This is a genomic window from Candidatus Poriferisodalis sp. (assembly GCF_965203655.1).
Taxonomy (GTDB): Bacteria; Actinomycetota; Acidimicrobiia; order Acidimicrobiales; family Poriferisodalaceae; genus Poriferisodalis.
Map to the genome: position 1 here is coordinate 476,278 of NZ_CBDBDD010000009.1, position 26,148 is coordinate 502,425.

Genomic DNA, 26,148 nt, shown 5'->3' on the forward strand with positions numbered 1-26,148 from the left:
GATCAGCCCGCAGCGCCGATGTCGACCAGCGCGTCGGAAATGGCAGCAATGAAGTCCACCAAGCGGGGTCCCCACCTGGACACGATGTCGTCGCTGAGTTCGACGACCCTGCCCTCCTGAACCGCGGTGAGCTGATTCCAGCCCGGGCGCGCCGCCACGGTCTCGGCGTTCTGGCCGCAGCACAGCGTGTCGGCGAGGAAGATCAGGTCCGGGTCTGCGTCGACCAGGTATTCGTCGCTGAGCTGGGGATAACCGAAGTGACTGCCGTCGGCGTCGGCGGGATCGGCGACGTTGTCGAGCCCGAACAGCCCGTACACCTGTCCGATGAAGGTGCCGCTCGTGACGCTGTACAGCGTGTTGTCGAGCTCGTGGTAGTAGGTCAGTCCCGAGGCATCGGGCGCGGCGGCGATCAGGTCGGCGATGTCGGCCTGCATGTCGGCGGCGAGCTGAGCCGCCTCGTCGACTTGGCCGGTGACGTCGCCGAATTGGGCTATCTGGGCGTAGACGTCGTCGAACACGACCGGTGCGTCGTGGGCGAGCACGGTGATGCCCAGTGCCTCGAGTCCGGCGATGAGTTCGCCGTTGGTCTGCAGCACCACGAGGTCGGGCTCGTACGACGCAATCGCCTCGAGGTTCGGGCTCCAGCCGTCGAGGTCGGTCACGGGGGCCTCGGGCGGGTAGTAGGAGAACTGGTCGACGGCCACGACACGCTCGCCTGCACCGATGGCGAAGAGGATCTCGGTGCCGGTGGGGGAGATCGACACGATCCTGCCGAATTCGTGTTCTTCTGCCGACTCGGCGTCGCTGCCCGTGCAGGCCGACGCCACAATGGCAAGCGTCAGCAGTGCCCACAGCAGTCGCAGTGGCAGGGCCGCTCGCTTGGAGGCGGTGCGGTTCATGGTGTTCTCCCTTCTGCTCGAGTTCAGGGCCGAGCAGCGGGAGCACCCACCGCACGAGCCGCTCCTTACCTCGAGGAATCGGTTCGCGAGATGGCGGCCGGGAGGCGACCGGACTCGTCCCCGGAAGGGGCATCACCGTTGCGGGACAGTGCCGGGATCTCACCGGCTTCGCTCACGACAACCGGGTGTGAGTCTAGGGCGCGGCCGGGACGCGAAGGGTTAGTTCGGAGCGGACTCGCCGGAGCCGGCCGCGGGGCTGCGAATCAGCCGCCAGTAGCTGACCACGACCGGGATCACGAGTGCGAGCAGGATCACCGAATTCACCCGGCCGGTGATGCCTTTCGAATAGAAGGGCTCCACGAGGTAGTGGGAGGCGAAACCTGTCTCATATGGCTCCCGACCGGCGCGAAGCAGAAACCACTTCTCCCAGGTGGTCAGCGGGCAGTCGGAACCGGTGATGTTCACCAATCCGGCTGCGCCGAATGCGGCGAGGTGCCACTTCATCAGCTTCGGTCGGCGCTTCGCGGCAAACCCGCCGACCAGCAGGAACACGATGTAGGCCAGATGCGACGCAGCCATGAGCCGCGCCAGCCCGACGAGTGCCATTGCCGCTCACGCTATCTGTGCATGTCGCGGGACTGCTGAGACGAGCGGCTTCAGCGAGTCGGAATCGCCACGGGCACCCTGGCCTCAGCGTCGGGCTTGCGGTGCGGGCAGACTTGTGGCGTGGGCACGGCCATGATGACCGACCTCTATGAGCTGACCATGCTCGATGCGGCCCTGCAATCGGGGGTGGCGTCGCGGCGCTCGTGCTTCGAGGTATTCGCCCGGCGGCTGCCGCCGGGCCGCGGCTACGGAGTGGTGGCGGGCCCGGGCCGGCTGGCCGGGCTGCTGGCTGACTACCGGTTTGAGGCCGACGACCTTGACTACCTGGCAGGGCTCGGCCGCTTCAGCGACGGCTTGCTCGATCATCTGGCGATGTTCCGATTCGACGGCGATGCCTGGAGCTACCGCGAGGGCGATTTCTACGTGCCCGGCAGCCCAGTGCTGCGGGTCGATGCGTCGGTCGGCACCGCGCTGCTGGTGGAGACGCTGGTGCTGTCGGTGCTCAACCACGACTGCGCCGTGGCATCTGCGGCTGCACGGATGCACGATGTCGCCGAAGGACGTCATCTCATCGAGATGGGCGGCCGCCGCACCCACGAGCTGGCCGCCGTCGCCGCCGCACGTGCGGCATGGCTGGTGGGTTTCGATGCGACGTCCAACCTGCTCGCCGGTGAGCAGTTCGAGATCCCGACAGCCGGCACCGCTGCCCACGCTTTCACGCTGGCGCACCACGACGAGGAAGCAGCCTTCGAGGCGCAGATGCGTGCGCACGGCCTCGAGACCACGCTGCTCATCGACACTTTCGACCTGAGAACGGGACTCGAACGGGGTCTGGCAGCGGCGAAGCGTCTCGGCGGGGTGCCCGGTGCCGTGCGCATCGACTCGGGAGATCTCACGGTCGAGGTGCCCCGGGTACGGCAGTGGCTCGATGACGCCGGCGCCGAGTCGACGCGCATCGTGGTGTCGGGAGATCTCGACGAATACCGCATCGCCGACCTGGCGGATCTGCCGGTGGACGGCTACGGCGTGGGCACCCAGCTCGTGGTGGGCTCGGGCCATGCGACCGCTGGCATGGTGTACAAGGCGGTGGCCATCGCACGGCACTCCGGCACATTCGAGCCGGTGGTGCCCGTCTACAAGGAATCAGAGGGAAAGGCCACCCGTGGGGGCGTCGTGCGGCCCTACCGGGTGGTGCGCGATGGTGAGGCTGTGTCGGAGACGCTCGTCGAGCAGGATCGCCCCGGGCCCACCAACAGCCGGCCGCTGCACGTTCCGCTGCTGCGATCCGGCCAGAACGCCTATCCCTACACGCTTGCCCAGGACCGTGTTTTCCACCAGCGCGTCCGCGCCGAACTGCCCGAATCGATGCGCCGCCTCGACGGCGCCCCGGCATTCGAGGCTGAAGTCGTTGGCGAATCCAGCCTGAGCTAGGCGCCTGGCTGCGGCCTGTGCTGCTGAGGGTGCCGCAGCCTTGTGTCGAGCCGCGGCCCGTGTTTACTTGCCCGGCTGCGGCACCAAGCGCAGGTAGGGCAGCGGTGATTCCCAGCCGTCGGGGTACTTCTCGGCGGCGGCTTCGTTCGAGACAGCGGGCACGATAATGACGTTCTCGCCCTGCTGCCAGTTGGCCGGCGTGGCGACCTGCTCGGCGGCGGTGAGCTGGCACGAGTCGAGCAGGCGCAGGATCTCGGCGAAGTTGCGGCCGGTGGTCATCGGATAGGTCAGCGATGCCTTGATCTTCTTGTCGGGGCCAATGATGAACACCGTCCGGGCCGTGGCGTTGTCGGCCGCGGTGCGGCCCTGCGAGGTGTCGCCCGCGTCGGCGGGAAGCATGTCGTAGAGCTTCACCACGTTCAGTCCAGGATCGCCAATGAGCGGGTAGTTGACCTCGTGACCGGTCGCAGAGGCGATATCGGCCTTCCAGCTCGTGTGGTCGCTCACCCCGTCCACGCTGATGCCGATGATCTTGCAGTTGCGTGAGGCGAAGTCGTCCTTCAAGCCGGCAACGGCACCCAACTCGGTGGTGCACACCGGCGTGAAGTCCTTCGGATGGGAGAAGAGCAGCGCCCAGCCGTCGCCGATCCAGTCGTGGAAATTGATCTCGCCTTCGGTGGTGTCGGCAGTGAAATCGGGTGCGGTGTCATTGAGACGCAGCGCCATGTTCGTCCTCCTTGCGATGCGGCGAGTGCCGTGGTGCGCGAGCCAGCACAGCCGTGCCGCGGAGGATAGCCGCATTTGACGATAAATCCGACCGGATTAGTCAGGAATTGATCAGCCGGACAGATGCAGCCGTCTGCAGTCCCCGAACGGGCACCAGGCCTCAGCAGCAATCGCGTATCGGCGTGCCGTCGGCGTGGTGGTAATGGACGTTGGAGGCCTCGCTGAGCGCACGGTCGCCAGTCGGCGCCCGAGAGGTTTCGAATACCCCGGCAGCGGCCCCCAATTCCAGTGCCCGGTCCACGTCCACCACTCGGGGCCCGCAGCGCTGAATCGCAGCACGCACGACGTCATCTGCACCGATCGTGCGTTCCCGGTCGCCGTCGAGCGATAGCACCGTCGGGCCCCGAAGCTCCACGGCCTCTCCCAGCTCGACGCTGCGGTGATCGATCACCGGCACCGTTCGGTACAGCCCGGGCGCCAGCGCCACGCGCATCGGCTGCCCGCCAGGTCCGCACTCCACCAGCACGCCGGCGTCGTCGTCGAACGAGCAGGGCCGCAGCAGCCCCGCCAGCGAACTGAGCCCGATGCTGGCCGGATGGGCGCGCGACACGAGCACCTGCCGCATCCGCACCCCGTCCGCGGGCATGCGATTGCCGACGAAATCGTCGGCCAGCGTGACCGCATCGATCAGTGCGATCTCGGTCCAGCCCCCCGCCGGCTCCGCCTTCTGCGATGCGTCGTTCTGCGACGTCACGGTGATCAGCTTCGACCGGGGCGCGCACGTTTCAGCGTCCACCACGCCGGTTGCCACCAGCCCCGCAGCGGCGCCGGCGACGGTGGGCTCGGTCAGGCTGGGAAACACGTTGTTGGTACCGGTGGACATCGGCACGAGCGTCGCCTCGGGCCAGACCCCGCAGACCGTGCGGTTGGTGCCGTCGCCGCCCAGCGTCACCAGCACGCTGACATCACGGGCTCGCATGGCCTCGACTGCCCGGATCGTGTCGGCGGGCGAGACCGTCGCCCCCACGTCGACGATCTCGATCTCGGCGTCGATGCGAAGGTCGGTGAGCGCCCCGGTGGCGATGCCGAACGGTTCTGCCATGGCCACGATCCGTGTGGCCCCCGCGGTGACGGCGCCGATGACTGCGCGCGCGATCCGGTTGCGCTTGTCCTCAGTGGTCGACACTGCGCCTCGCGCCGCCACCCGGCGAACGTCGCGCCCCGAAACCGGGTTGGCGATGATCCCCACGGTGCCGTCGGCGCAGATGCGACCAGTGCAGGAATCGCTCGGTCTCGAAGCTGTTCCGGCCATCGCTCGCCGACGCTAACCACAGGGGAGGGTGACTGCCGCGCCGCGCTCCCAACTGTTGTACTTGGGACATGGCCGGTGGGATCGCGAGCGAGAACCCTCATCCGCCCGCGCAGCACGCCTGGTGGCCCGCGGCGTTGACCATTGCAGGGGCCGATTCTTCGGGCGCGGCCGGTCTCGCGGCCGATCTGCTGGCGTTCGCGGCATGCGGCGTGCACGGGGCATTCGCGCTGACGCTGGTATCGGCGCAGAACACCACCGAGTTTCGGGCCGCGCAGCCGGTAGATGCCGAGCTGGTGGCAGCGCAGATTCACGCAGTGCTTGACGACATGCCCGTTGCTGCGTCCAAGACGGGCCTGCTGCTCACGGCGGAGACCGTCGCGGCGGTGGCATCGATAGCAGCCCGCCGTCTTCCCCAGTTGGTGGTGGACCCGGTGCTGGTGGACGGGGCCGGCGAGCCCATGCTCAGCTCGGAGGCCGAGCGATCTATTGCGACGCGTCTGCTGCCGAACGCCCGAGTCGTGACGCCCAACCACCTTGAGGCAGGCCGACTCGTGGGCAGAAACCTCGGTGACGAGGTCGAGGCGTGGATCGAGGCAGCCCACGAGCTCGCATCCACGGGCCCAGAGGCCGTGGTCGTCACCGGTGGTCGGGTCCGGACCGGTGAGACGATCACCGATGTCGTCGTCCAAGGAGGCAGCGTCCGACTGCTGTCTGCGCCGCGCATCGAGACCCGCAACATCCGGGGGTCGGGCGACGTCTTCTCGGCAGCTATCTGCGCAGAACTGGCCAAGGGCACGGACTTGGACTCAGCGATTGACCGTGCCCATGACCTGACGGCACGCGCTATCTCGGCGGGAGCCGATCGCCTTCTCGGCAGCGGCCGCGGACCCGTCGATCCGCTGAGCCTCTGAGATCGACCTGCAGGTGCCTGCATACACTTCAAGCGCCGAAGGTGATGTCAACACTGAACGCACCTCGGCAGTGACGGGACTGCGGATCTCAGGAGGCCACGGGTGACACGCGAGCGCTGGCAAGCAGAGTTCGAGGCCACCCCGGTGCGCGACGCCGACTTCTCCACGATGAGCGGCCTCGAGCTTGACCCGCTCTATGCGCCTGCGGAGAGCGAACCTGATCCTGAGGTGGGTTGGCCGGGACAGTTTCCCTACACGCGTGGCGTGCATCCCAGCGGCTACCGCGGCCGGCTGTGGACGATGCGCATGTTCGCAGGCTTCGGAACGCCCGAGGACACCAACAAGCGCTTCCACGAGATCCTCGAAGCTGGCGGGGGCGGATTGTCGACCGCGTTCGACATGCCCACGCTCATGGGACTCGACTCCGACGATGTCATGTCGCTGGGCGAGGTTGGCCGCTGCGGCGTGGCCGTGGACTCCATCGAAGACATGGCGACGCTGTACGACGGCATCGACCTCGAAGCCACCACCACGTCGATGACCATCAACGCACCGGCCGCCACCATCTGGGCGATGTTCGTCGCCAATGCCGAAGAGCACGGTGCGGACCGCCGCAACCTCGGCGGCACGCTGCAGAACGACATTCTCAAGGAGTACCAAGCCCAGAAGGAATGGGTGTACCCGCCGCGGCCGTCGATGCGCCTCGTCGCCGACACCATCGAGTTCGCTACCCACGAGATGCCCCGCTGGAACTCGGTGTCGATCAGCGGCTACCACATCCGTGAGGCGGGTTCGACGGCGGCACAGGAGCTCGCCTTCACCTTGGCGAACGGGTTCGCGTACGTCGAAGCCGCTGCAGAGCGGGGACTGTCCACCGACGAATTCGCGCCACGGCTGAGCTTCTTCTTCAATGCCCACATCGACTTCTTCGAGGAGATCGCCAAGTACCGGGCGGCGCGCCGCATCTGGGCCCGCTGGATGCGCGACCGCTACGGCGCTGCCAACGAGCGCTCGACGATGCTGCGGTTCCACACCCAAACAGCGGGTGTCTCGCTGACGGCCCAGCAACCCGAGATCAATATTGCGCGCACGGCCATCGAGGCGCTCGCCGGGGTGCTCGGTGGCACCCAGAGCCTGCACACCAACTCGATGGACGAGGCCTTGGCACTGCCGACCGACAAGGCGGCCCGGATCGCCCTGCGGACACAGCAGATCATCGCCCATGAGACCGGTGCGGCGAACGTCATCGATCCTCTGGGCGGCAGCTGGTTCATCGAGGAACTCACCGACAAGCTCGAATCCGAAGCAGAGGAGATGTTCGCTCACATCGACGCGGCCGGCGACGGCTCGATGCTGGAGGGGGCGTTCCGGCTGATTGACGAGGGCTGGTACCAGTCCGGCATCGCCGATGCGGCGTATGAGTTCGAGAAGAAGGTGAATGCCGGCCGCCGGGTTGTGGTGGGCGCCAGTGCGTTCACCGAGGGCAACGAGGACGACGAGATCGACCTGCTCAAGATCACCAACGACGACGAGCAGCGACAGATCAAACATCTGGCCCAGGTGCGGGCCGACCGCAGCCAGGCCGCTGTCGACGACGCTTTGACGGCGCTGCGCCGCGCCGCGGAGACCGACGCCAACCTCATGCCGCACCTCATCGACACCGTGCGCACCCGGGCCACCGTGGGCGAGGTAACCAACGCGCTCGCCGACGTCTTCGGCCGCTACCAGGAGCGGCCCTTCATTTGAGCGAGCGTTGGCGTTATTTCGTCTGATCAAGGGCTAATGTCCCGACTGCCCACACCGGAGGTCGCCACATTGACCAGACCGTCCACGCAGGGACGATCCCGCGTGCCGGGGCGACCGGCAAGCTGCCGCGACACGAACGGTCTCGCGCGGATTCTGGCAATGCTTGCCGTGGCGGCCATGGCAGTGGCGGCGTGCGGTGGCGAACCGGATCAGACACAGCTCGAACGCGAAGTCCAGGATTACCTGCAGAGCGTCGTGGCGCCAGCGGAACTCACCGATGTCAGCTGCCCGCCGAATGCTCCGATCCGGCCCGGTTCGACGTTCCTGTGCAACGGGCTCGTCGAGGGCGCCTTCTACGAAGCGCACGTGACGATCATCGACGAGCAGGGCCGCCGGGAAGTCCGGCCGCGCCAGGCAGTGATGCAGGTGAACGCCACCGAGACCGCCCTTGGCGCCGAGGCGGCGACTGCCTTGGGCTTCGATGTCCAGGCGGATTGCGGCGACGACCAGTACCTCGTCGTCTCGGTCAACCAGACCTTCTTGTGCAAGCTCTCCCAGTCGGGCAGCGAGGCAACGCAGGACATCGAGGTGAAAGTCCTGAACGAGAACGGCGCGATCGAATGGACACTGAAGGGCTAGGCCCAGCGCATGGCACGTCATCGTTATGACGCGGCGGGCAACCTGCGCCCGCTGCGCCAGCGTCAGCCCGGATTGTGGTGGACCGCAGTCCTCGTCGTAGCAGCAATGCTGCTGACCGGATTCGCTGCAGTCTCTTCCCTGCTGTAGTCAGCCGCGCACGTCTACCACAGTGCGACCCTGCACCTCGCCGGCCAGGATCTTCGGCCCGAGCGCCGCGAGGTCGCCGAGTCCCACGGTGGTGGTCATCGAGGCCAGCAAATCGCGGTCGACCAGCTCGTCCAAGCGCTCCCATGCCGCCTGGCGCGGCGCAAATGGGCACATGACCGAGTCGATGCCGAGCAGGTTCACGCCTCGCAGCAAGAACGGGATCACGGTCGTGTCCAGCCCGTTGCCCCCGGCCAAACCGCACGCCGCCACGCTGGAGCCGTAGGACATTTGCGTCAGCACATTGGCCAGCGTGGTGCCGCCCACTGCATCCACGCAGCCGCCGAACCGTTCGCTGCCGAGCGGTCGCTGCGGCGGTTCGGCCAGTTCGGCCCGGTCGATGATCTCGCTCGCCCCGAGGGAGCGCAGGTAGTCAGCGGTCTGCGGCCGGCCCGTCGAGGCGGCGACGGCATGGCTGGCGGCCGACAGCAGGTGCACCGCAACGCTGCCCACCCCGCCCGCGGCCCCGGTCGCCAGGACTGGACCCGCACCGATGCCGTGGTTTTCGAGAGCTTGAACAGCCAGCATCGATGTGAATCCTGCGGTGCCCAAGGCCATCGCGTCGAAGGTCGACATCCCCGCGGGCAGGCGGACGAGCCAATCTGCGTTGACCCGCGCGCGCTCCGCGTAGCCGCCCCAGTGCGTCTCGCCGACCCGCCAGCCGGTCAGCACGACCCGGTCGCCGGCGGTGAAGCGGCTGTCGTCGGAGGACTCCACCACACCGGCGAAGTCGATGCCGCCCACGTGCGGGTAGTTGCGAACCAGCCGGCCGATCCCGCCCAGGATCATCCCGTCCTTGTAGTTGAGGGTGCTGTATTCGACGGCCACGGTGACGTTGCCCTGCGGCAGTTCGCTGTCTTCGACAGATTGCACCTCGGCGGTGACGACCCGATCTTGTTCGTTCAGCATCAGCGCTCGGAATGTCATGGCGTCCCCTTGGTGTCTTGCGTCCCTGCGTGCGCAGGGCTCGAACCAGCGGGACACTACTGCCGTTCGTCAAATCGCCGTTGGGAGCGCCCACGGTGCTGCGAGATGCCGTCAGTAGGCTGCGCCCATGGCCCTGAGCGACCCGATGGCTCCCGCTGACGCAGTGCGCGAATCGATGATGGAGACGCGGCGCGAGACCTTCGACGTCACGCCGGCCGCGCTTGAGAAGGTGATCGAACTGCGCAACAGCGAAGTCGACGGCGACCAGCTCGCGCTTCGCATCGAGGTGACCGGCGCCCAGGGCGTCGACTACACCTACGACCTTGCCTTCGAGCTGCTGGCCGAGGCCGACGCATCCGATGTGCCGTTCGCAGTCGGCGGCGGCCTGACGGTGCTCATACCCGATCGCGATGTCGCGAAACTGGACGGTGCCTCGCTGGACCTGCCATCCAATCCCAATCAGCCGGGGCTGGTGCTGCGCAACCCCAACCGCCCAGACCTCGGGCCCAACGCCGAGCTTGACCTCAACGGCAGCGTCGAGGACAACGTGCGCGAGGTGCTGACCAAGCGCATCAATCCCTCGATTGCCGCTCACGGTGGCTTCGCCGAACTGGTTTCCGTCGAAGACGACACCGTGATCGTCAAGCTGGGCGGAGGCTGTCAGGGCTGCGGCATGGCCAACGCAACGGTCACCGCTGGCATCGAGCGCACCCTGCGCGAGCTGATTCCGGAGGTCGAGCGGGTCGTCGACCTCACCGACCACGCCTCGGGCGAGAACCCCTACTTCACCTAGCGGCTGAGCCGAACGGCGAAGCCGCGGCCCGAGCGTCGGAGGTTCTGGCTGTGGGCGTGATCCTCACCGATCAGGGCGAGATCGAAGCGCCCGCACGGGCGCTGATCATCGTGGCCCATCCCGACGACATCGATTTCGGCATGGCGGGCACTGTTGCCGCGCTGACATCTGCCGGGTGCCACGTGGCGTACTGCCTGGCGACGAGCGGGGAAGCAGGGGACGACGACATGTCTCACACGCCAGAGGAGCTGGCGGCGATGCGGCAGGCTGAGCAGACCGCGGCTGCAGCGAAGGTGGGTGTCAGTGAACTGCACTGGCTCGGCCATCCCGATGGCATGGTCGTGGCTGACCTCGGCCTGCGGCGCGACATCGCACGCGTGATTCGCATCTCACGCCCCGACGTGGTGCTGTGCCAGGCCACGATCCCCAACTGGGACCACATCTACATCTCCCACCCGGATCACCTGGCCACTGCTACTGCGGCGATGGCCGCCGTGTACCCCGATTCGCGCAATCCGCGTGCGTTCCCGGAGCTCCTCGACGAGGGGCACAAGCCCCACAGCGTCAGCGAGATCTGGTTGATCGGCACTGAGCCGAACCGGTGGATCGACATCACCGACAGCTTTGGCTGCAAGGTCGAAGCGCTTCGTGCACATCGCAGCCAAACCGCGGAGATGGACGATCTCGAAGGCCGTCTGCGTGAATGGGCTGCCGATACCGCAGCCGCGGGCAGCCTTCCCAGCGGTCGGCTGGCCGAGGCGTACCGAGTCGTGCCCGCGGGCTAGGCGACACGGACGCTCCACGCCGTAGGCTCCTGCGCTGGCCGGTGTGCGCAGGAAACAGCCGACCGGACCGCTTGAGGGCCGACGATGACGGCGACGATTGCAACCGCAGCGACGGGAGAACCGACGATGGGACGAGGGATCATTGCGTACGGGGCCTATGTGCCGTACTGGCGGCTGGACCGCTCCAAGATCACCGCAGCGATGGGCTCTGGCGGCGGCCGCGGGCACCGAGCTGTAGCCAGCTACGACGAGGACACCACCACGATGGGTGTCGAGGCTGCGCGCAACGCACTGCGCGGCAGCGACATCGTGCCCGACTCGGTGCTGTTCTCGACCGCCAATCCTGCATACATGGACAAGACGAACGCTTCTGCGATCCACGCTGCGCTGGACCTGCCCCAATCTTCATGGGCGGTCGACGCTGGTGGCGCGCCGCGTTCTTCGGAGGCGATCTGGGCGCTTGCCGCGGCCAATCGGGGCACCAATCTGGCGGTCGCCTCGGATCTGCGCACCGGTCGCCCGACCAGCGGCGACGAAGCCAGCGGCGGCGACGGTGCAGCCGCCTTTATCTTCGGCGATGACGCCGTGTCGCCGGTGCTGTGCGAGTGGCTGGGCGGGGCAGTCGCGACCGCCGAATTCACCGACCGCTACCGCCAGCCGGGCGATGCGTTCTCGCGCATCTGGGAGGAGCGGTTCGGCGAGCAGGTGTACCTGCCGCTCGCGAACGACGCCATCGAGCGAGCACTGGCCGACGCCGGTATCGGCCTTGACACCATCGACAAGATCGCGATCGTGGGTCTGCACGCTCGTGCGGTGCGCGGCCTCTCCCGGGTGGCAGGCGACAAGCTGGTCCCCGATCTGACCGGCGACGTCGGCAACACCGGCACTGCGCATGCGGCGATCGTGCTGGCCTCGGTGCTCGACGAAGCGGCACCGGGCGAGACGATCCTGCTGGTCCATCTCGCCGACGGCGCCACGGCCGATGTGCTGCGGACGACCGACGCCATCGCCGACCATGTGCCGTATGCGCCGGTGCGCGCCCAGATCGGTCGGGGCAACGACGCGCTGGATTACAACAAGTTCCTGACGTGGCGTGGCTTCCTCGACCGTGAGCCGCCCCGCCGGCCGGACCCGGAGCGTCCCGGCGCTCCGCCTGCGTTCCGCTCCGAAGACTGGAAGTACGCCTTCGTCGGCTCACGTGACCGCAGCTCTGGCGCCATCCATCTGCCCCCGATGCGCGTGTCGATGGAAGGCGGCGCGGTCGACGACATGGAGCGCGTCCGCATGGCGGATGTGCCTGCGACGATCGCCACCTTCACGGTCGACCGGCTGGCGTTCTCGCTGTCGCCGCCCATGGTTGCCGTGGTCATCGACTACGACGGCGGCGGGCGCTTCCAGGCTGAGATGACCGATGTCGACCCCGAAGAGGTGCGCATCGGCGACCGCGTCGAGATGACGTTCCGCCGGCTGTACAGCGCGGAAGGAATCCACAACTACTTCTGGAAGGCTCGCCCGGCTGCTGGCTGACGCAGCAACGGACACGGGTCAGCGGCCATAATGTCAATACCCAACCCACCACAAGGCAGGCACACATGAGTTCACATGGCATTCGCGACAAGGTCGCGATCGTCGGAATGGGTTGCACCCAGTTCGGCGAGCACTGGGAGCGCAGCGTCGATGACATGCTCACCGACGCCGCACACGATGCGTACGCATCGGCGGGAGTCACCCAGGACGACATCGACGCCTTCTGGCTTGGCACGATGGGCTCGGGAGTCTCCGGCCTGACGCTGTCGAAGCCGCTGCAGCTCGACTACAAGCCGGTGACCCGGCTCGAGAACATGTGCGCCACCGGCTCTGAGGCATTCCGCAACGCTGCCTACGCAGTGGCTTCGGGCGCCTACGACATGGTCATGGCGATCGGCGTGGAGAAGCTGAAGGACTCCGGCTATTCGGGTCTGACGGGTGCACGCCCGCCTAGCGACGGCACCGATTCCACCATCACGGCACCGGCCACGTTCAGCCTGCTGGCTCCGGCGTACGCCCACAAGTACGGGCTCGACGAGGAGACCATGAAGGAGGTTCTCACCCGCATTGCGTGGAAGAACCACCGCAACGGCTCGCTCAATCCCCGGGCGCAGTTCCGCAAGGAAGTCGCCAAGGAGACCATTGCTGGCTCGCCGCTGATCGCTGGTCCGCTGGGCATCTTCGACTGCTCGGGCGTCAGCGACGGCTCGGCTGCCGCGGTCCTGGTACGGGCTGAGGACGCCCACAAGTACTGCGACAACCCGCTGTACATCAAGGCCCTCAGCTTTGCGTCCGGTCCTGCGACCGGCGCGCTGGACAGTACCTACGACTACACGACGTTCCGTGAGGTCGTGGCGTCGGCGACGGAGGCCTACAAGCAGGCCGGCATCACCGACCCGCGTTCGCAGATCGCGATGGCCGAGGTGCACGACTGCTTCACGCCCACCGAGCTGGTCCTGATGGAGGACCTCGGCTTTGCCGAGCGTGGCCTGGGCTGGAAGGAAGCCATGGCCGGCACGTTCGACCTCGACGGCGACCTCCCGGTCAATCCCGACGGCGGTCTCAAGAGCTTCGGCCACCCGATCGGCGCATCCGGCCTGCGGATGCTCTTCGAGTGCTGGCTGCAGCTGCGCGGTCAGGCCCCGCCGGAGCGGCAGATCCCCTCGGTCACCGAGCAGGGCAAGACGCTGGGCCTCACCCACAACCTCGGCGGGCAGCCGGGCGCGGCGGTGAGCTTCGTCTCGGTCGTCGGTTCCGAGCTGGGCTAGCCGTTTCTCGTGCCCGCAGCATTGCTGCGGCGCTGACAACTCAACGCATGACGGCCCGGGGCGCTCGCTCCGGGCCGTTACGCGTCCCCTCGCGTTCTCGGTCGCTAGGCCGTGATGCGGGCGAGGGTCTTGGTGACTGCGGCCGCAATGCCCTTGGCGTCGAGGCCGAGTTCGGCCTGCAGCTCCTGGGCGGTGCCATGGGGGAGGTACGTGTCGGGGGTTCCCAGTTGGGTGATGCGTGGGACGGTCGGGGCGTCGAGCTGCTGGAGGGCGTCGTTGACGAGGCTGCCGAAGCCGCCGACCCGGACGCCGTCCTCGACGGTCACGACGAGCGGATGCGATGCAGCGTCGAGGATCATGGCCCGATCCAGCGGCTTGAGCACCCGTGGATCCCACAGCGAGATCTCGACGCCCTCGGAGCTGAGCAGCTCGGCAGCCTCGGCGGCCGCGCTGAGTGTCTGCCCCGCCGCGAGCACGCAGGCGTCGGAGCCCGTGCGGTGCTGGCGAGCTTGCATCCGCATGCTGCGGGGTGATGTCGGGAGCGGCTCGATGGCCCCTGCCAGCGCACCCTTGCCGCGCGGCCAGCGAATCACGACAGGGCCATCGGTGATCTCGAGCGCGTGACCGAAAGCGACCGGCAGCTCGTCGGGCGACGACGGCGCGAACACCGTCATGTCGGGGATGCGCGTGAACATGGCGATGTCGTAGACCCCGTGATGAGAAGCGCCGTCGGGGCCCGTGATGCCAGCCCGATCCACGCAGAGGATGACCGGCAGACGGTGCAGCCCGATGTCATAGAGCGCTTGGTCGAAGGCGCGGGCCATGAAGGTCGAATACACCGCCACGACCGGCCGGAGACCTGCGCGCGCCATGCCCGCCGCTGAGGTCAGCGCGTGCTGTTCGGCGATGCCCACGTCGTAGAAGCGTTCGGGAAATTCGCGCTGGAACGGCAGCAGGCCGGTGGAGCCGCCCATGGCAGCGGTGATCGCCACGATGTTGCTGTCATGCCGGGCTGCGGCGATGAGCGTCTCGGTGAATGTGGCCGTGTAGTCGCGCACGACCGGCTCATCGGACACAGCCAGTGTTTCGACCGTCGCCGACTCCTCCGGTGCAGCCGCAGGTTCTGCCGGGATCGGCCCGGCAGGGGTGAGTGCTGGAGAGGTGCCTGTGGCGGGGTCGAAGAGCCCGATGTCGTGCAAGTGCTTTTCGATGTCGTGCTCGGCGGGGGCGTAGCCGCGGCCTTTCTGGGTCACCACGTGAACGACGACGGGGCCCCCGGAGTAGGCGGCCGCATCGCGAAATGCCGACTCCATGGCTCCGATGTCGTGGCCGTCGAACGGTCCGAGGTAACGCACGCCGAGCGTCTCGAAGAACGCCGGCGGCTCCCACATCTCGCGCATGGCCGCCGCCGCGCTGTCCAGTCCCCGCCGCACGCCGTCGCCGAGAGGCACGCGCTCGAGCAGGTGATCCACGACCCGCCGCCCCTGCACATAGTGCGGCGACTGGCGCAGCCGTGACACGGCGGCCGACAGCCGGCTGACGGTCGGCGCGTAGGAGCGACCGTTGTCGTTCAGCACGATGAGAGCACGCTGCGCGTAATGGCCGAGATTGTTCAGCGCCTCGAAGGCCATCCCGCCGGTCATCGAGCCGTCCCCGATCACCGCGATAACGCGACGGTGCTCGTTGCCGGTCAGCCCGAAGCCCGCAGCGAGACCGGACGCCCAGCTGAGCGAGGTCGAGGCGTGGCTGTTCTCGACGACATCGTGGGGTGATTCGGCGGCGCTGGGGTATCCCGACAGACCGTGGCGCTGGCGGAGCCGATCGAAGCCCTCCCGGCGACCCGTGATGAGCTTGTGCACGTAGGCCTGATGGCCGGTGTCCCAGACAATGACGTCTCGCGGCGATTCGAAGACCCGATGCAGCGCCACCGTGAGCTCGACTGCGCCGAGATTCGATCCCAGATGTCCGCCGGTGCGCGAGACGGCCTGCACGATGAAGTGCCGTATCTCTGCGCAGAGTTCGTCGAGCTGCGCGGGGCTGAGCGCTCGCAGGTCAGCCGGACTGGTGAGCTTGGCGAGGTGCACTGGTGGTTCAGGGTACTCAGGGTCCGAGCGGGACTTCGGCGGGCACCTTGCCGCGCCTGCGACGTCCGCCGAGCGCCAGCGCTGGCGCTCCGGTCAAGCTCACCAGCAGCGTCAGCGCGTACAGCAGCCAGCCCAGCAGCACGGCTTCGCCCTCGTTGACACCGTGGGCGTCGAGGAACAGCACGAGAGCTCCTTCACGTACCCCGAGCCCGCCGATGGCACTCAGATTCTGCACGATCAGCACCATTGGCGCGAATGCCAGCCAGGCCCGAAGACCCGGATTCACTCCGATGGCGGCGCCAGCCAAGGCAGTCGCTGCCACCAAGAGGAACTGGTAGGCCAAACCGACGCCGAGCAAGCGCAACGCGGCTTGGGGTTGTCGCCGGAACACGCTCAGACCCGTGTGCACTGCGCCGAGTCCTTCTCGGATGCGTGTACCGCCCGCGAGCCGGCCGAGTCCGCGGGGGTGTTCTGCGACCCAGACGATGAATGCGAGCACGATCAGCGTTCCCAGCGCGAGTCCGCCCGCGATCTGTCCGCCCGAGTGTCTCAGCAGGCTCGGCTGAGACACCAGCGCAGCCAACGTGAGCAGCGGCAAGACAACCCATCCCGTCAGCCGTTCGATGATGACAGTGGCGAATGCGTTGGCCTGGCTGCCGCAGATGCGACCCAGCCGGTTGACGCGCAGCACGTCACCGCCGATGGTCGTGGGCAGGAAGTTGCCGACGAACAGCGCGGCGAGGTAGATGGAAAGCGTCGAGCGTCCCGACACCCGGACGTCGAGCGTGTCTGCCACCTGCCACCAGCGCACGGCCGCCATGATGAACGCCGCCGCGACGACGAGAGCAGCGGCGGTCAGCCAGGCGGCGGCAGCGCTCTTGGAATCGACGTTGAGCGCCGAGAGTTCGTCACGACTGACGATCAGCAACCACGCGAGAAGGCCTGCAGTCGCGCCGACGCGGAGCACCGTGACGAGGCCGTGCGGGATGCGCACTCAGGCTGCACTCCCACGGAGCCCGCTCAGAGCGGCACTGGTCGCAGCACCGCTGCGCACTTCCCTCCCGAAGCGTTTCACGTGGCTTCGCACAATAGTGTGGCCGCACTGCGGGACATGAGTCGCGGACACGCGTCTCGCCGACGATTCGGATATCCCCGCAGCCAACCCACGACAACGGCGCACTCCATGACTCCGACGACCCCCACCATCACTGCCGACAGCACCGGAGCCGGACCGCTCGTCGACCTTGACGTTGTTGATGCGACTTTGCGGGAAGCCCTGCGTGCCGGTGGCGAGTGGGCCGAGCTGTTCGCGGAGGATCGATCCTCGACTGGCGTGCTGTTCGACGAGGGACGCGTCGAGGAAATGAACTCGGGTCGGGACCGCGGTGTCGGGATCCGGGTGACAGCGGGCGAGGTGACGGGCTATGCCCACACGTCGGACATGACGCCCGAGGGACTGGCTGACGCGGCACGAACGGCAGCGGCGGTGGCGACCCGCTCTCCGGGGGGCGGGACGGTGGACATGGAGTCGTTCCGCGGCGGCGGCACGACGGAGCCCCGCGTCAAGGTGCTGCCCACGACCGTCGGCGCGGACCGCAAGGTGGCGTTGCTGCGGGCGGCCGACGAGGCCGCGCGCTCCACCCACGAAGCGATCACCCAGGTCACCGCTCGCTACGCCGACAGCCGCCGCCGGATCTTGGTGGCGAACTCCCATGGCGTCTGTGCGGCTGACGATCAGGTCCGCACGCTGTTTTCGGTGAGCTGCGTGGCGAGCGGCGACGGCGGCCTGCAGACCGGCCGCGAGACCGTGGGCTACACAGTCGGGTGGGAGCTGTTCGACGACTGCGACCCAGCCGAGCTGGCCCAGCGTGCGGCACAGCGCGCCGTCACCAAGCTGGCCGCCCGTCCGGCGCCGAGCGGCGAGGTGCCCGTGGTGATCGCCCGGGGCGGCGGCGGCGTGCTGTTTCACGAGGCCTGCGGGCACGGGCTCGAAGCCGACCTGGTGCGCAAGGGCGCGTCGGTATTCCGTGACCGGGTGGGCTCGCAGGTGGCTGCCGAGGGTGTGACGCTGGTGGATGACGGCACGATGGGTCCCGAGTGGGGCGCGCTGAGAATCGACGACGAGGGCCATCCCACGCAGCGCAACGTGCTGATCTCTGACGGCGTGCTGAGCGACTACATGTGGGACTGGCTGCGGAGCCGGGACGACGGGCGCGCGCCGTCGGGCAACGGCCGTCGCCAGAGTTACACGCACCTGCCGATGGTCCGCATGACGAACACCTTCGTCACGAACGGCGACATTGACCCCGACGACATCATCGCCGACACCCCTACCGGCGTGTATGTGGCCCAGCTCGGCGGCGGGCAGGTGAACACGGCGACCGGCGACTTCGTGTTCGGCATGACCGAGGCCTACCTCATCGAGGACGGCAAGATCACCGAGCCGCTGCGCGAAGGCAACTTGATCGGCAACGGCCCCCAGGTGCTGGTGGACATAGATGCGATCGGCAACGACTTCGCGATGGGCCATCCCGGCACCTGCGGCAAGGACGGCCAGGGCGTCCCCGTCGGCGACGGCCAGCCCACCCTGCGGGTGCGAGCCCTGACCGTCGGGGGCACCGCCGCGTGAATCCCGATGAGCTGGCCCGGTTGGCGCAGCAGGTTTGCGAGCGGGCTGCGGGCAACGAGCAGATCGAGGTGTGCGTCTCGACGGGGCGCTCCACCACGGTGCGGGCGTACAACGGCGAGGTGGAATCGCTGCGCTCGGGCGTGACCGCGGCAATCGGCGTGCGTGTGCTCGATGACGGTCGCCAGGGATTCGCGTTCGCCGGTTCGCTGGATCCCGATGTGGTGTCTGACACGCTGGAAGCGGCGCGCCGCAACGTTGCGTTCGGCGAGTCGGACCCGCACCAGCGCCTTGCCGAGCCCGACGGCGTGGAGCCTCCCGGACTGGAACTCGGTGACCCGGCGGTGCTGAGCGTTCCTGATTCGGACAAGATCGCCGCGGCGATCGATCTCGAGCGTCGCTGCCTGGATGCCGATCCGCGCATCTCTGGTGTGCGTGTCGCCGCTTGGAGCGACGGCTGGTCGCAGTCGGCCCTGGCGTCGAGCACGGGCATCTGCGTGCGGACCTCGACGGGAAGCTGCTCGATCGGCGCCCAGCCGCTCGCCACCGACGGTGACGAGACCCAGATCGGTTACGCCGGCGATGCCGCTCGGCGGCCCGACGAGCTCGACGTCGAACGAGTCGTCACGGAGTCGACCAAGTTGGCCACCGGACAGCTGGGAGCGACCAAGCCGCCCAGCGAACACCTGACGGTCGTGCTCGCCCCCTCGGTCGCGGCCGCCTTCATCGGCGTGGTCGCGAGCGTGCTCGCAGCGGACAGCGTGCTCAAGGGGCGCTCCCCGTTCGCCGACCGCGTGGGCTCTCAGATCGCCGACGAGCGCTTGAACCTGGTCGACGACCCGACCGACCCCGGGACCTTGGGCGCCACGAACTTCGACGGGGAAGGGCTGGCGGCCCGCCGCAACATGCTGATCTCCGCCGGCGTGCTCGACAGTTTCCTGCACAACGCGTACACCGCCCGCCGATCAGACACGGCCTCCACCGGCTCGGCTGTCCGAGGCACCCGGTCCGTTCCCGGAGTCGGCATCCACGCGCCCGTCGTGGCCACCGGCGACATCGCCAACGACAAGCTCAACGCGTCCATCTCCGATGGCGTCTTGGTGCGGGGCGTCAGCGGACTGCACAGCGGGGTCAATCCCACCAGCGGCGACTTCTCGGTCGGCGCGTGGGGCCATCGCATCGCCGGCGGCGAGTTGGCGGAGCCCTTCAGGGAAGCCACGATCGCGTCCACGCTTCAGCGGATGCTGCTGGGGATCTGCGGCATCGGGGCGACCGCCGAGCCGCTTGCGGGAGGCCTGTCGATGCCGCCGCTGGTCGTCGCCGACGTCGCGCTGTCGGGGGTGTGAGCTGTGCCTCGAACGCCCGCCCCAGCAGCCGTCGAACGGCACCCGCACTTGGCAGACGACTGCCCCGCGGGCTGGGTGCGCGTGGATTTTCACACCCACACCATGTGGTCGGGGGACTCGACGACTACGCCGGAGGAATTCGCCGAGTGCCTCGCGGAGAGCGGCATAGACGTCGTGTGCATCACCGACCACAACGCCGTGCGTGGCGCCCAGCAGCTGCAAGGCGAGCTGGATGCCCGCGTCGTGGTGGGCGAGGAGATGAAGACCCATGCCGGCGAGCTCATCGGCCTGTTCCTGACCGAACGGGTGCCGCAGGGTCTGGCACCCGTGGCGGCCGCGCAGGCGATTAAGTCGCAGGGCGGGCTTGTCTATATCCCGCACCCGTTCGATCCGCTCCGCAACAACCTCCGTCACGACGTGCTCGATGAGCTTGTCGCCGAAGGCCTCGTCGACGGCATGGAGGTGCTGAACTCCAAGACGAGCCTCAACAGCCTCAACTCGCGTGCGGCGCGCTATGCGGGCGAGCACGGCTTGGCGCCGGGCGCCGGCAGCGACGCCCACGTGGCAGAAGCACTCGGGGGCGCGTACCTGGAGATGCCGGACTTCGACGACAACGATCCGGCCGGCTTCCTAGCGTCGATGCGCCAGGGCTGGGCGGTCGGCCACCACTATGACCCGCCCCGTCGCTGGAGACCGCGCATCATCCCATCGGTGGGGAGCGACGACTAGGGGCTGTTGCGTTGGGTGATATCGCCGGCGTCGCGGACGTGGGCGTCGCGATCGTGCTCGGCCTGCTGCAGGGGCTGACCGAGTTCTTCCCGGTGTCCTCCAGTGCCCACCTCGAGCTGGTGCCCTGGCTGGCCGGCTGGGACCTCTTCGATGGCGACAACGAGCTGGAGAACTCATTCGACGTGGCGCTGCACGTGGGCACGCTCGCCGGAGCGGCCCTGTACCTGCGCGCTGACATCGCCCGCTATGCGGTCGCACTGTGGCGCGGCATCCGGGGCAACCCCACCCCCCACACCGTGGTCGCCGTCAGCCTTGCCGTCTCGGCGATCCCCGCGGCGCTGGTGGGACTGGCACTGGAAGACGTCGTGCTCGACCTGGCGGAAGAGCCGCTGCTGATCGCAGCATTGCTGCCCGCGTTCGGCTGGTTGCTGTGGCGGTCCGACGTGACGGCCGCCCGGCGGGGACTTGAGCGCGAGCGCCACACGTACGGTCTGCGGGACGCCGCCGCCATGGGTTTCGCGCAAGCGATGGCGTTGCTGCCAGGTGTGAGCCGCTCGGGTGTGACGATCACGGCGGGGCGATGGCTGGGCTTCGACCGCGCAGCGGCAGCGCGGTTGGCGTTTCTCATGAGCTTGCCGGTGATCGCCGGGGCGGGCCTCTACCGCGCGGGCACGCTGGCACAGGCCGCTCCCAGCGCGGTGCACGTGCAGCTGATCGTCATCGGCGCCGCGACGGCCGTCGTGTCGTCGTGGGCTGGCGTCGCTGCGATGGTGCGGTTGCTGGACCGGATGGGCCAGCGCACCCAGCGCTCGCCGTTCGCACTGTTCTTCGGCTACCGGGCAGTGTTGGCGGTGGCGGTCGCCGTGGTCGTGTTCAGCGGGTTGCGCTGAGGACGACGGGAACGATCACTCCCGTTGCGCTCGCTCGAGCGACTGATTCGAGGTCCGCAGCATCAACCTCGACCAGCCACCGCTCTGCCTGCGAAGCGAGGACGTGGGCCCGGACACGATCTGCGCTGACGTTGGCCTCGGCGGGATTGAACGGATCGATGTCGGCGAAGAGCATCAGCTCGACTGCGGTTCCGGGCCGCACCTCGGGGGCGTGGGGGCCGACGCCGATGCCGATACCGCGACGCCCCGGAGTGACGCCGGAGGTCGGATCGATGTCGAGCTCGGTCAGCAGGCCGCCGCGGGGCACGGTCCGGGTGACATCGCCTACGTCGAGAGTGCTGGTGAGCGCCCCAGCAGGGACCAGGTGGGCCGGGACTTCGACCAGGTCGACGTTGCCTTCCACCGAGGTCCCGATTGCCAGCGGGGAACTCGCCGCCAGCACACGCACGGGGGCGCCCCATGCTGCGGCAGCCGACCGCGCCCGTCCTTGCGTTCCGGCCACGAGCACCAGCGCGACGAGCGCAACGACGCCGACTGCGGTCCAGTGCACGAGATTGGGTCGGCGCTGCCAGAGATCGCCGAGCTGTGACAGGAGCGTCATGGGAGCCTCCGTCGCACATCACCGCAGCGGCTGTGCCGCTGCGGGCGTGTTTCGATCACCGCAGCGGCTGTACCGCTGCGGGATTGTCTTGATGCGGCGGGCGTCAGCCTGACGCCGAGGCGGCCCCGACGGAAGAGCTTTCCTTGCCTCCCGACGGGGTCGAATCCTTGGTTCCTGTTTCGTTGCTTGTGCTGGATGAGCCGCTGGCAGAAGTCGTCGACTTCGAACGGCTCTCGGATCTGCTGTCGTTGCGGTAGAAACCGCTGCCTTTGAAGCTGATGCCGACGCTGGAGAACACCTTGCGGACCTCGCCGCCGCACTCCGTCACCGACCCATTGAGCGCAGCGCCGTCAGCCGGCAGCGGGCACACCGTGATCGGATCATCGCTGAAGCTCTGCTGGCGCTCGAAGGTCTGACCACAGTCGGTGCAGCGATACTCGTAGATCGGCATGAGGTCTCCGTTGCGGCGTCCAGCCAGAAGTCCGGCCACGCCCCTGTCCCCAAGGGGAGCGGCGAGCGTCGGACCGTCGGGCAGTGTAGCGAGGCGTCCCCGGGGGAGCCCGAGCTCATGCGGGGTGGCGGGTGCTCGGGTTTCCGACCGAGCTAGCTTGAGTCGCCGTGCACGACGCTGAAGCACTCGGGGAGCGCTACGGCGTCGACGCCCGCACGGCCCGGTTGCTCAGCGAGTACGGCTTCGATCCCGACGTGTTCGACCGGCTGCGCGCCGAGTTCATCGACGGGTCCGTTCGAGCCGGCTCAGGCGCCATGGCCGAGGCGAACTGGGTTCGCGGCCGCATCGAGCCACCGCGCGACGGCGATCTCGTGCGGTTGCCGCCGACCGGTTCGCCTGAACGCAAACGACTCGACCTCGCCGGCCGCGAGGCGATTGCCGCTGGCCACGTGGGCGTGTTGTTGCTCGCTGGAGGCATGGCCACCCGCTTCGGGGGAGGCGTCAAGGCGCTGGCCGAGATCATCCCGCCGCTGACCTTCGCCGACGTCAAGATCGCTGACTTGCAGCAGCTCGCGAGCGAATTGGATTGCGCGATCCCGCTGGTGCTCATGAGCAGCTTCCAGTCCGACAGCGCGTTGCGCCGCTGGGCTGCGTCGGCGGGCGACGGTGCGCGCGTGCCGGTCGCCATCGCGCCGCAGGGCATCTCCATGCGGCTCTCGACCGATGGCGGGCTGTTTCGTGACCGTCACGGCGTTGTGTCGCTGCACGCTCCGGGCCATGGCGATGCGCCGTGGGCGATGCGCCACAGCGGTGTGCTGCAGCAGTTCGCCCGCAGCGGTGGGCGGCACCTGTTCGTCACCAACGTCGACAACGCCGCAGCCACGCTCGACCCGGCGGTCATCGGAGCGCACTTGGCCGCACAGCGCCCGCTCACCTGCGAAGTCGTCCCGGGCCATGCGGCCGGCGGCGCGCCGTGGCGGGTGGACGGTCGGCTGCAGATCGTCGAGGCCTTCCGCTTGCCGCCGGGGGTCGATCCGCTGGCGACCGGTGCCACCAACACCAACTCCCTGATCGCCGATGTGGAGGTGTTCGAGGCGGACTGGCCGCTCACCTGGTTCGAGGTGCGCAAGGTTGCCGACGGCACCGAGGTCGTGCAGTTCGAGCGACTGATCGGCGAATTGTCGGCGTTTGTGGACACCACGATGCTGCTGGTCGACCGCGATGGGACTGACGGGCGTTTCCAGCCTGTCAAGGACCCCCAAGAGCTCGAAGCGCGCCGCCCAGAGATCGCCCGCATCCTCGCGGCCAGGGGGGTCACAACCGGCGGGTAGTCCCTCGCAGGTACATTTCGCCCTGTGCTGCCACTTGAGACCGCGCGTTCATATGTCTTGGATCGGTGCCCGGCTCGCAAGCCGGAGCGTGTGCCGGTTGCAGACGCACTGGGCCTGGTGACTTCCAGCGAGATCATCGCGTCCGAGAGCATCCCGCAATTCGCAAACACGGCCATGGACGGCTTCGCCGTGCGGTCGGCCGATGTGGCGGATGCGCCGTGCGAGCTGCGCGTCGTCGAGACGATTCCGGCGGGCCACGCGCCGCAGGTCACCGTCGGCCCCGGCGAAGCCAGTCGCATCATGACCGGCGCAATAGTCCCTCCGGGTGCCGACGCTGTCGTCATGGTGGAGCGCACGGCGATCATCTCGGAGCCGTCAGCCGACCCGGAGATCGTGCGCGTCGAGGTCAGCGTCCCTGCGGACAATCACGTCCGGCCCATCGGCGACGATCTGGGAGCCGGTGAGCCTGTGTTCCCCGCCGGAACGGAACTCACTGCCGGTCACCTCGGCGTGCTGTGCAGCCTCGGCATGACCGAGGTGGAGGTATTCGGGCGGCCACGCGTCGGCGTGCTGTCCACCGGCGACGAACTGGTCGACGACGGAAGCCCGCTGCAGCCGGGCCAGATCCGCGATTCCAATCGCCGGACCTTGCTGGCATTGGCGCAACGGGCCGATGTGACGCCAGTCGATCTCGGTCTCGCTCCCGACGATCCGGACGCAATCGAGGCTGCCCTGCGCACCGGCACCGAGACGTGCGATGCCATCGTCACCTCCGGCGGTGTCAGCATGGGCGACTTCGACTACGTGAAGGCGGTGCTCGACCGCATCGGCGACATGCGGTGGATGCAGGTGGCCATCAAGCCGGCCAAGCCCCTGGCGTTCGGCACGGTGGGCGACGTTCCGGTGTTCGGACTGCCCGGCAACCCGGTGTCTTCGATGGTGTCCTTCGAGCTCTTTGCCCGGCCCGGTCTGCGCTCGATGATGGGTCACCCGCAGCCGATCCGGCCCCCGGATCTGGCGTTCGCTGCCGAAGACCTGCCCCGGCGCCCCGATGGCAAGACGCACTTCATGCGGGTGCTCGCCACGCCGCTGGGCGGCCGCATCGAGGTGCGCTCAGCCGGAGGCCAGAGCTCGCACATGCTGTGGGCCATGGCGAAGTCGAATGCGCTGGCGGTCGTGCCCGATGGCACGGGAGTTCGCGCCGGAGACAAGGTCGACGTGCTCCTGCTCGACTGAGGTCGCCCGACGTCCTGCGAGCAGGCGACTGGGTACGCTCACATCGATGAACGGTTCAGCGGGGGCTCTGGCTCAAGCACGACCGGCGGATCTCGTCGATCCGTTCGGCAGAGTCGTGGGCGATCTGCGCATCTCTGTCACCGATCGGTGCAATTTCCGCTGCCAGTACTGCATGCCTGCGGAGGGCATGACATGGCTGCCCCGTTCGGAGATCCTCAGCTTCGAAGAGATCGAGCGATTCGCCAAGGTCTGCGTGGAGCGCTTCGGCTTCGAGAGCATCCGGCTGACCGGAGGGGAACCCTTGGTGCGGGCTCATCTGCCCCAGTTGGTGGAACGTCTCGCCGCACTGGGTGTCGACGTGGCGTTGACGACCAATGGCGCCACCTTGCGCATGCATGCCAAGCCGCTGGCAGACGCAGGACTGTCACGCATCAACATCAGCCTCGACTCGCTGCGGCGTGATCGGTTTCTCGAGTTGACCCGGCGCGACGAGCTGGACCGGGTCCTCGACGGCATCGACGCAGCCATCGACGCCGGGCTCGCGCCGACCAAGATCAACACCGTCATGATGCGCGGCATCAACGATGACGAGGTCATCGACTTTGCCCGGTTCGGACGGGAGCGCGATATCGAAGTCCGCTTCATCGAATTCATGCCGCTGGAGGCCGGTGACGTCTGGACGTCGGCAGTGGTGGTGCCCGCAGACGAGATCTTGGCGGCGATCTCGGAGGTGTTCCCGACCGAGCCCGTCCAGCGAGCCAATGAGCCTGCCGAGCGCTATCGATACCTTGACGGCGGCGGACATGTCGGTGTCATCGCCAGCGTCACTAAGCCGTTCTGTGACAACTGCGACCGGGTGCGACTGACGGCTGAGGGCCAATTCCGCACCTGCCTGTTCGCGCTCGACGAGTTCGACATGCGTGAGATCCTGCGCAGCGGCGCTGCGGGCGACGAGCTGGACGACCGGCTGGCCGATGCGATCCGAGGTGCGGTCGGCACCAAGTGGGCTGGTCACTCGATCGGACAGGTCAACTTCATCCGACCGAAGCGCACGATGAGTCAGATCGGCGGCTGAGGGCC

General features: G+C 68.0%; 25 protein-coding genes and 1 riboswitch. Of the genes, 16 read left to right on the forward strand and 9 right to left on the reverse strand.

The genetic code is table 11. From position 1 onward, the window contains the following. Positions 1-2 precede the first annotated feature (2 nt). Positions 3-899 carry an ABC transporter substrate-binding protein gene (locus ACOGW9_RS13545; RefSeq protein ID WP_419912105.1) on the reverse strand — a complete coding sequence of 299 codons (897 nt, stop codon included), beginning with the start codon at positions 897-899 and terminating at the stop codon, positions 3-5. A gap of 52 nt (positions 900-951) precedes the next feature. Continuing rightward, a riboswitch (adenosylcobalamin (AdoCbl) riboswitch) is annotated at positions 952-1,096 on the reverse strand. 22 nt (positions 1,097-1,118) lie between these two features. Beyond that, positions 1,119-1,505, reverse strand: a complete 387-nt coding sequence (locus ACOGW9_RS13550) for a DUF2784 domain-containing protein (RefSeq protein ID WP_419912107.1) — start codon at positions 1,503-1,505, stop codon at positions 1,119-1,121. Between the two features lie 120 nt (positions 1,506-1,625). Here ACOGW9_RS13550 and pncB point away from each other — a divergent pair, with 120 nt between their 5' ends. Then, positions 1,626-2,936 carry a nicotinate phosphoribosyltransferase gene (gene pncB / locus ACOGW9_RS13555; RefSeq protein WP_419912109.1) on the forward strand — a complete coding sequence of 437 codons (1,311 nt, stop codon included), beginning with the start codon at positions 1,626-1,628 and terminating at the stop codon, positions 2,934-2,936. Between the two features lie 63 nt (positions 2,937-2,999). On the opposite strand, the gene ACOGW9_RS13560 is transcribed toward pncB, so the two are convergent. Both ACOGW9_RS13560 and ACOGW9_RS13565 read right to left on the reverse strand, forming a co-directional pair. Continuing rightward, positions 3,000-3,662: a peroxiredoxin gene (locus ACOGW9_RS13560; RefSeq protein WP_419912111.1), complete on the reverse strand. Its 663-nt coding sequence runs from the start codon at positions 3,660-3,662 to the stop codon at positions 3,000-3,002. A gap of 160 nt (positions 3,663-3,822) precedes the next feature. After that, positions 3,823-4,974: an NAD(+)/NADH kinase gene (locus ACOGW9_RS13565; protein WP_419912113.1), complete on the reverse strand. Its 1,152-nt coding sequence runs from the start codon at positions 4,972-4,974 to the stop codon at positions 3,823-3,825. Between the two features lie 68 nt (positions 4,975-5,042). Here ACOGW9_RS13565 and thiD point away from each other — a divergent pair, with 68 nt between their 5' ends. The 4 genes from thiD to ACOGW9_RS13585 all read left to right on the forward strand — a co-directional run bounded on the left by thiD (position 5,043) and on the right by ACOGW9_RS13585 (position 8,417). Then, on the forward strand, positions 5,043-5,885 hold the full coding sequence (gene thiD / locus ACOGW9_RS13570) for a bifunctional hydroxymethylpyrimidine kinase/phosphomethylpyrimidine kinase (protein ID WP_419912115.1): 843 nt from the start codon (positions 5,043-5,045) through the stop codon (positions 5,883-5,885). A 102-nt stretch (positions 5,886-5,987) separates the two neighbouring features. Then, positions 5,988-7,631, forward strand: coding sequence for an acyl-CoA mutase large subunit family protein (locus tag ACOGW9_RS13575; RefSeq protein ID WP_419912117.1), 1,644 nt, complete (start codon positions 5,988-5,990; stop codon positions 7,629-7,631). 159 nt (positions 7,632-7,790) lie between these two features. Beyond that, the gene (locus ACOGW9_RS13580; RefSeq protein ID WP_419912119.1) at positions 7,791-8,270 is read left to right on the forward strand and encodes a DUF4333 domain-containing protein; all 480 of its coding nucleotides are present in this window, start codon (positions 7,791-7,793) and stop codon (positions 8,268-8,270) included. A 9-nt stretch (positions 8,271-8,279) separates the two neighbouring features. Further along, complete coding sequence (locus ACOGW9_RS13585; protein ID WP_419912121.1) at positions 8,280-8,417, forward strand: hypothetical protein; 138 nt, start codon at positions 8,280-8,282, stop codon at positions 8,415-8,417. Here the strand turns inward: ACOGW9_RS13585 and ACOGW9_RS13590 are convergent, their stop codons facing one another. Next, positions 8,418-9,401 (reverse strand): MDR family oxidoreductase, encoded by a 984-nt coding sequence (locus tag ACOGW9_RS13590; protein WP_419912123.1) that lies wholly within the window; start codon positions 9,399-9,401, stop codon positions 8,418-8,420. It lies immediately after the preceding gene. A 127-nt stretch (positions 9,402-9,528) separates the two neighbouring features. On the opposite strand from ACOGW9_RS13590, the gene ACOGW9_RS13595 reads away from it, so the two are divergent. The 4 genes from ACOGW9_RS13595 (at position 9,529) to ACOGW9_RS13610 (ending at position 13,774) form a co-directional block, all read left to right on the forward strand. Then, positions 9,529-10,194 carry a NifU family protein gene (locus tag ACOGW9_RS13595; protein ID WP_419912125.1) on the forward strand — a complete coding sequence of 222 codons (666 nt, stop codon included), beginning with the start codon at positions 9,529-9,531 and terminating at the stop codon, positions 10,192-10,194. A 50-nt stretch (positions 10,195-10,244) separates the two neighbouring features. Then, positions 10,245-10,979, forward strand: a complete 735-nt coding sequence (locus tag ACOGW9_RS13600) for a PIG-L deacetylase family protein (protein WP_419912127.1) — start codon at positions 10,245-10,247, stop codon at positions 10,977-10,979. Positions 10,980-11,105: 126 nt separating this feature from the next. Further along, complete coding sequence (locus ACOGW9_RS13605) at positions 11,106-12,506, forward strand: OB-fold domain-containing protein (protein WP_419912129.1); 1,401 nt, start codon at positions 11,106-11,108, stop codon at positions 12,504-12,506. Positions 12,507-12,571: 65 nt separating this feature from the next. Further along, the gene (locus ACOGW9_RS13610; RefSeq protein ID WP_419912131.1) at positions 12,572-13,774 is read left to right on the forward strand and encodes an acetyl-CoA acetyltransferase; all 1,203 of its coding nucleotides are present in this window, start codon (positions 12,572-12,574) and stop codon (positions 13,772-13,774) included. 104 nt (positions 13,775-13,878) lie between these two features. On the opposite strand, the gene ACOGW9_RS13615 is transcribed toward ACOGW9_RS13610, so the two are convergent. Then, complete coding sequence (locus tag ACOGW9_RS13615; protein ID WP_419912133.1) at positions 13,879-15,858, reverse strand: 1-deoxy-D-xylulose-5-phosphate synthase; 1,980 nt, start codon at positions 15,856-15,858, stop codon at positions 13,879-13,881. 16 nt (positions 15,859-15,874) lie between these two features. Continuing rightward, positions 15,875-16,852, reverse strand: a complete 978-nt coding sequence (locus tag ACOGW9_RS13620; RefSeq protein ID WP_419912135.1) for a lysylphosphatidylglycerol synthase transmembrane domain-containing protein — start codon at positions 16,850-16,852, stop codon at positions 15,875-15,877. Between the two features lie 189 nt (positions 16,853-17,041). Here ACOGW9_RS13620 and ACOGW9_RS13625 point away from each other — a divergent pair, with 189 nt between their 5' ends. The 4 genes from ACOGW9_RS13625 to ACOGW9_RS13640 are packed head-to-tail and all read left to right on the forward strand — an operon-like array spanning position 17,042 to position 21,449. Beyond that, positions 17,042-18,487, forward strand: coding sequence for a TldD/PmbA family protein (locus ACOGW9_RS13625; protein ID WP_419912137.1), 1,446 nt, complete (start codon positions 17,042-17,044; stop codon positions 18,485-18,487). Further along, positions 18,484-19,830, forward strand: coding sequence for a TldD/PmbA family protein (locus ACOGW9_RS13630; protein ID WP_419912139.1), 1,347 nt, complete (start codon positions 18,484-18,486; stop codon positions 19,828-19,830). Before ACOGW9_RS13625 ends, ACOGW9_RS13630 begins: the two co-directional genes overlap by 4 nt. A 3-nt stretch (positions 19,831-19,833) precedes the next feature. Next, the gene (locus ACOGW9_RS13635) at positions 19,834-20,559 is read left to right on the forward strand and encodes a PHP-associated domain-containing protein (protein ID WP_419912141.1); all 726 of its coding nucleotides are present in this window, start codon (positions 19,834-19,836) and stop codon (positions 20,557-20,559) included. Positions 20,560-20,570: 11 nt separating this feature from the next. After that, positions 20,571-21,449 carry an undecaprenyl-diphosphate phosphatase gene (locus tag ACOGW9_RS13640; protein WP_419912143.1) on the forward strand — a complete coding sequence of 293 codons (879 nt, stop codon included), beginning with the start codon at positions 20,571-20,573 and terminating at the stop codon, positions 21,447-21,449. Here the strand turns inward: ACOGW9_RS13640 and ACOGW9_RS13645 are convergent. Further along, the gene (locus ACOGW9_RS13645) at positions 21,433-22,050 is read right to left on the reverse strand and encodes a hypothetical protein (protein WP_419912145.1); all 618 of its coding nucleotides are present in this window, start codon (positions 22,048-22,050) and stop codon (positions 21,433-21,435) included. The genes ACOGW9_RS13640 and ACOGW9_RS13645 overlap by 17 nt on opposite strands. Before the next feature lie 103 nt (positions 22,051-22,153). Continuing rightward, complete coding sequence (locus ACOGW9_RS13650) at positions 22,154-22,540, reverse strand: FmdB family zinc ribbon protein (RefSeq protein WP_419912147.1); 387 nt, start codon at positions 22,538-22,540, stop codon at positions 22,154-22,156. Positions 22,541-22,668: 128 nt separating this feature from the next. Here ACOGW9_RS13650 and ACOGW9_RS13655 point away from each other — a divergent pair, with 128 nt between their 5' ends. The 3 genes from ACOGW9_RS13655 to moaA are packed head-to-tail and all read left to right on the forward strand — an operon-like array spanning position 22,669 to position 26,143. Beyond that, entirely contained in the window at positions 22,669-23,832 is a 1,164-nt protein-coding gene (locus ACOGW9_RS13655) for a UTP--glucose-1-phosphate uridylyltransferase (protein WP_419912149.1), read from the forward strand. Between the two features lie 24 nt (positions 23,833-23,856). After that, entirely contained in the window at positions 23,857-25,068 is a 1,212-nt protein-coding gene (gene glp / locus ACOGW9_RS13660; RefSeq protein WP_419912151.1) for a gephyrin-like molybdotransferase Glp, read from the forward strand. 46 nt (positions 25,069-25,114) lie between these two features. Next, positions 25,115-26,143 (forward strand): GTP 3',8-cyclase MoaA, encoded by a 1,029-nt coding sequence (gene moaA / locus ACOGW9_RS13665; protein WP_419912153.1) that lies wholly within the window; start codon positions 25,115-25,117, stop codon positions 26,141-26,143. The last annotated feature ends 5 nt before the right edge of the window (positions 26,144-26,148 follow it).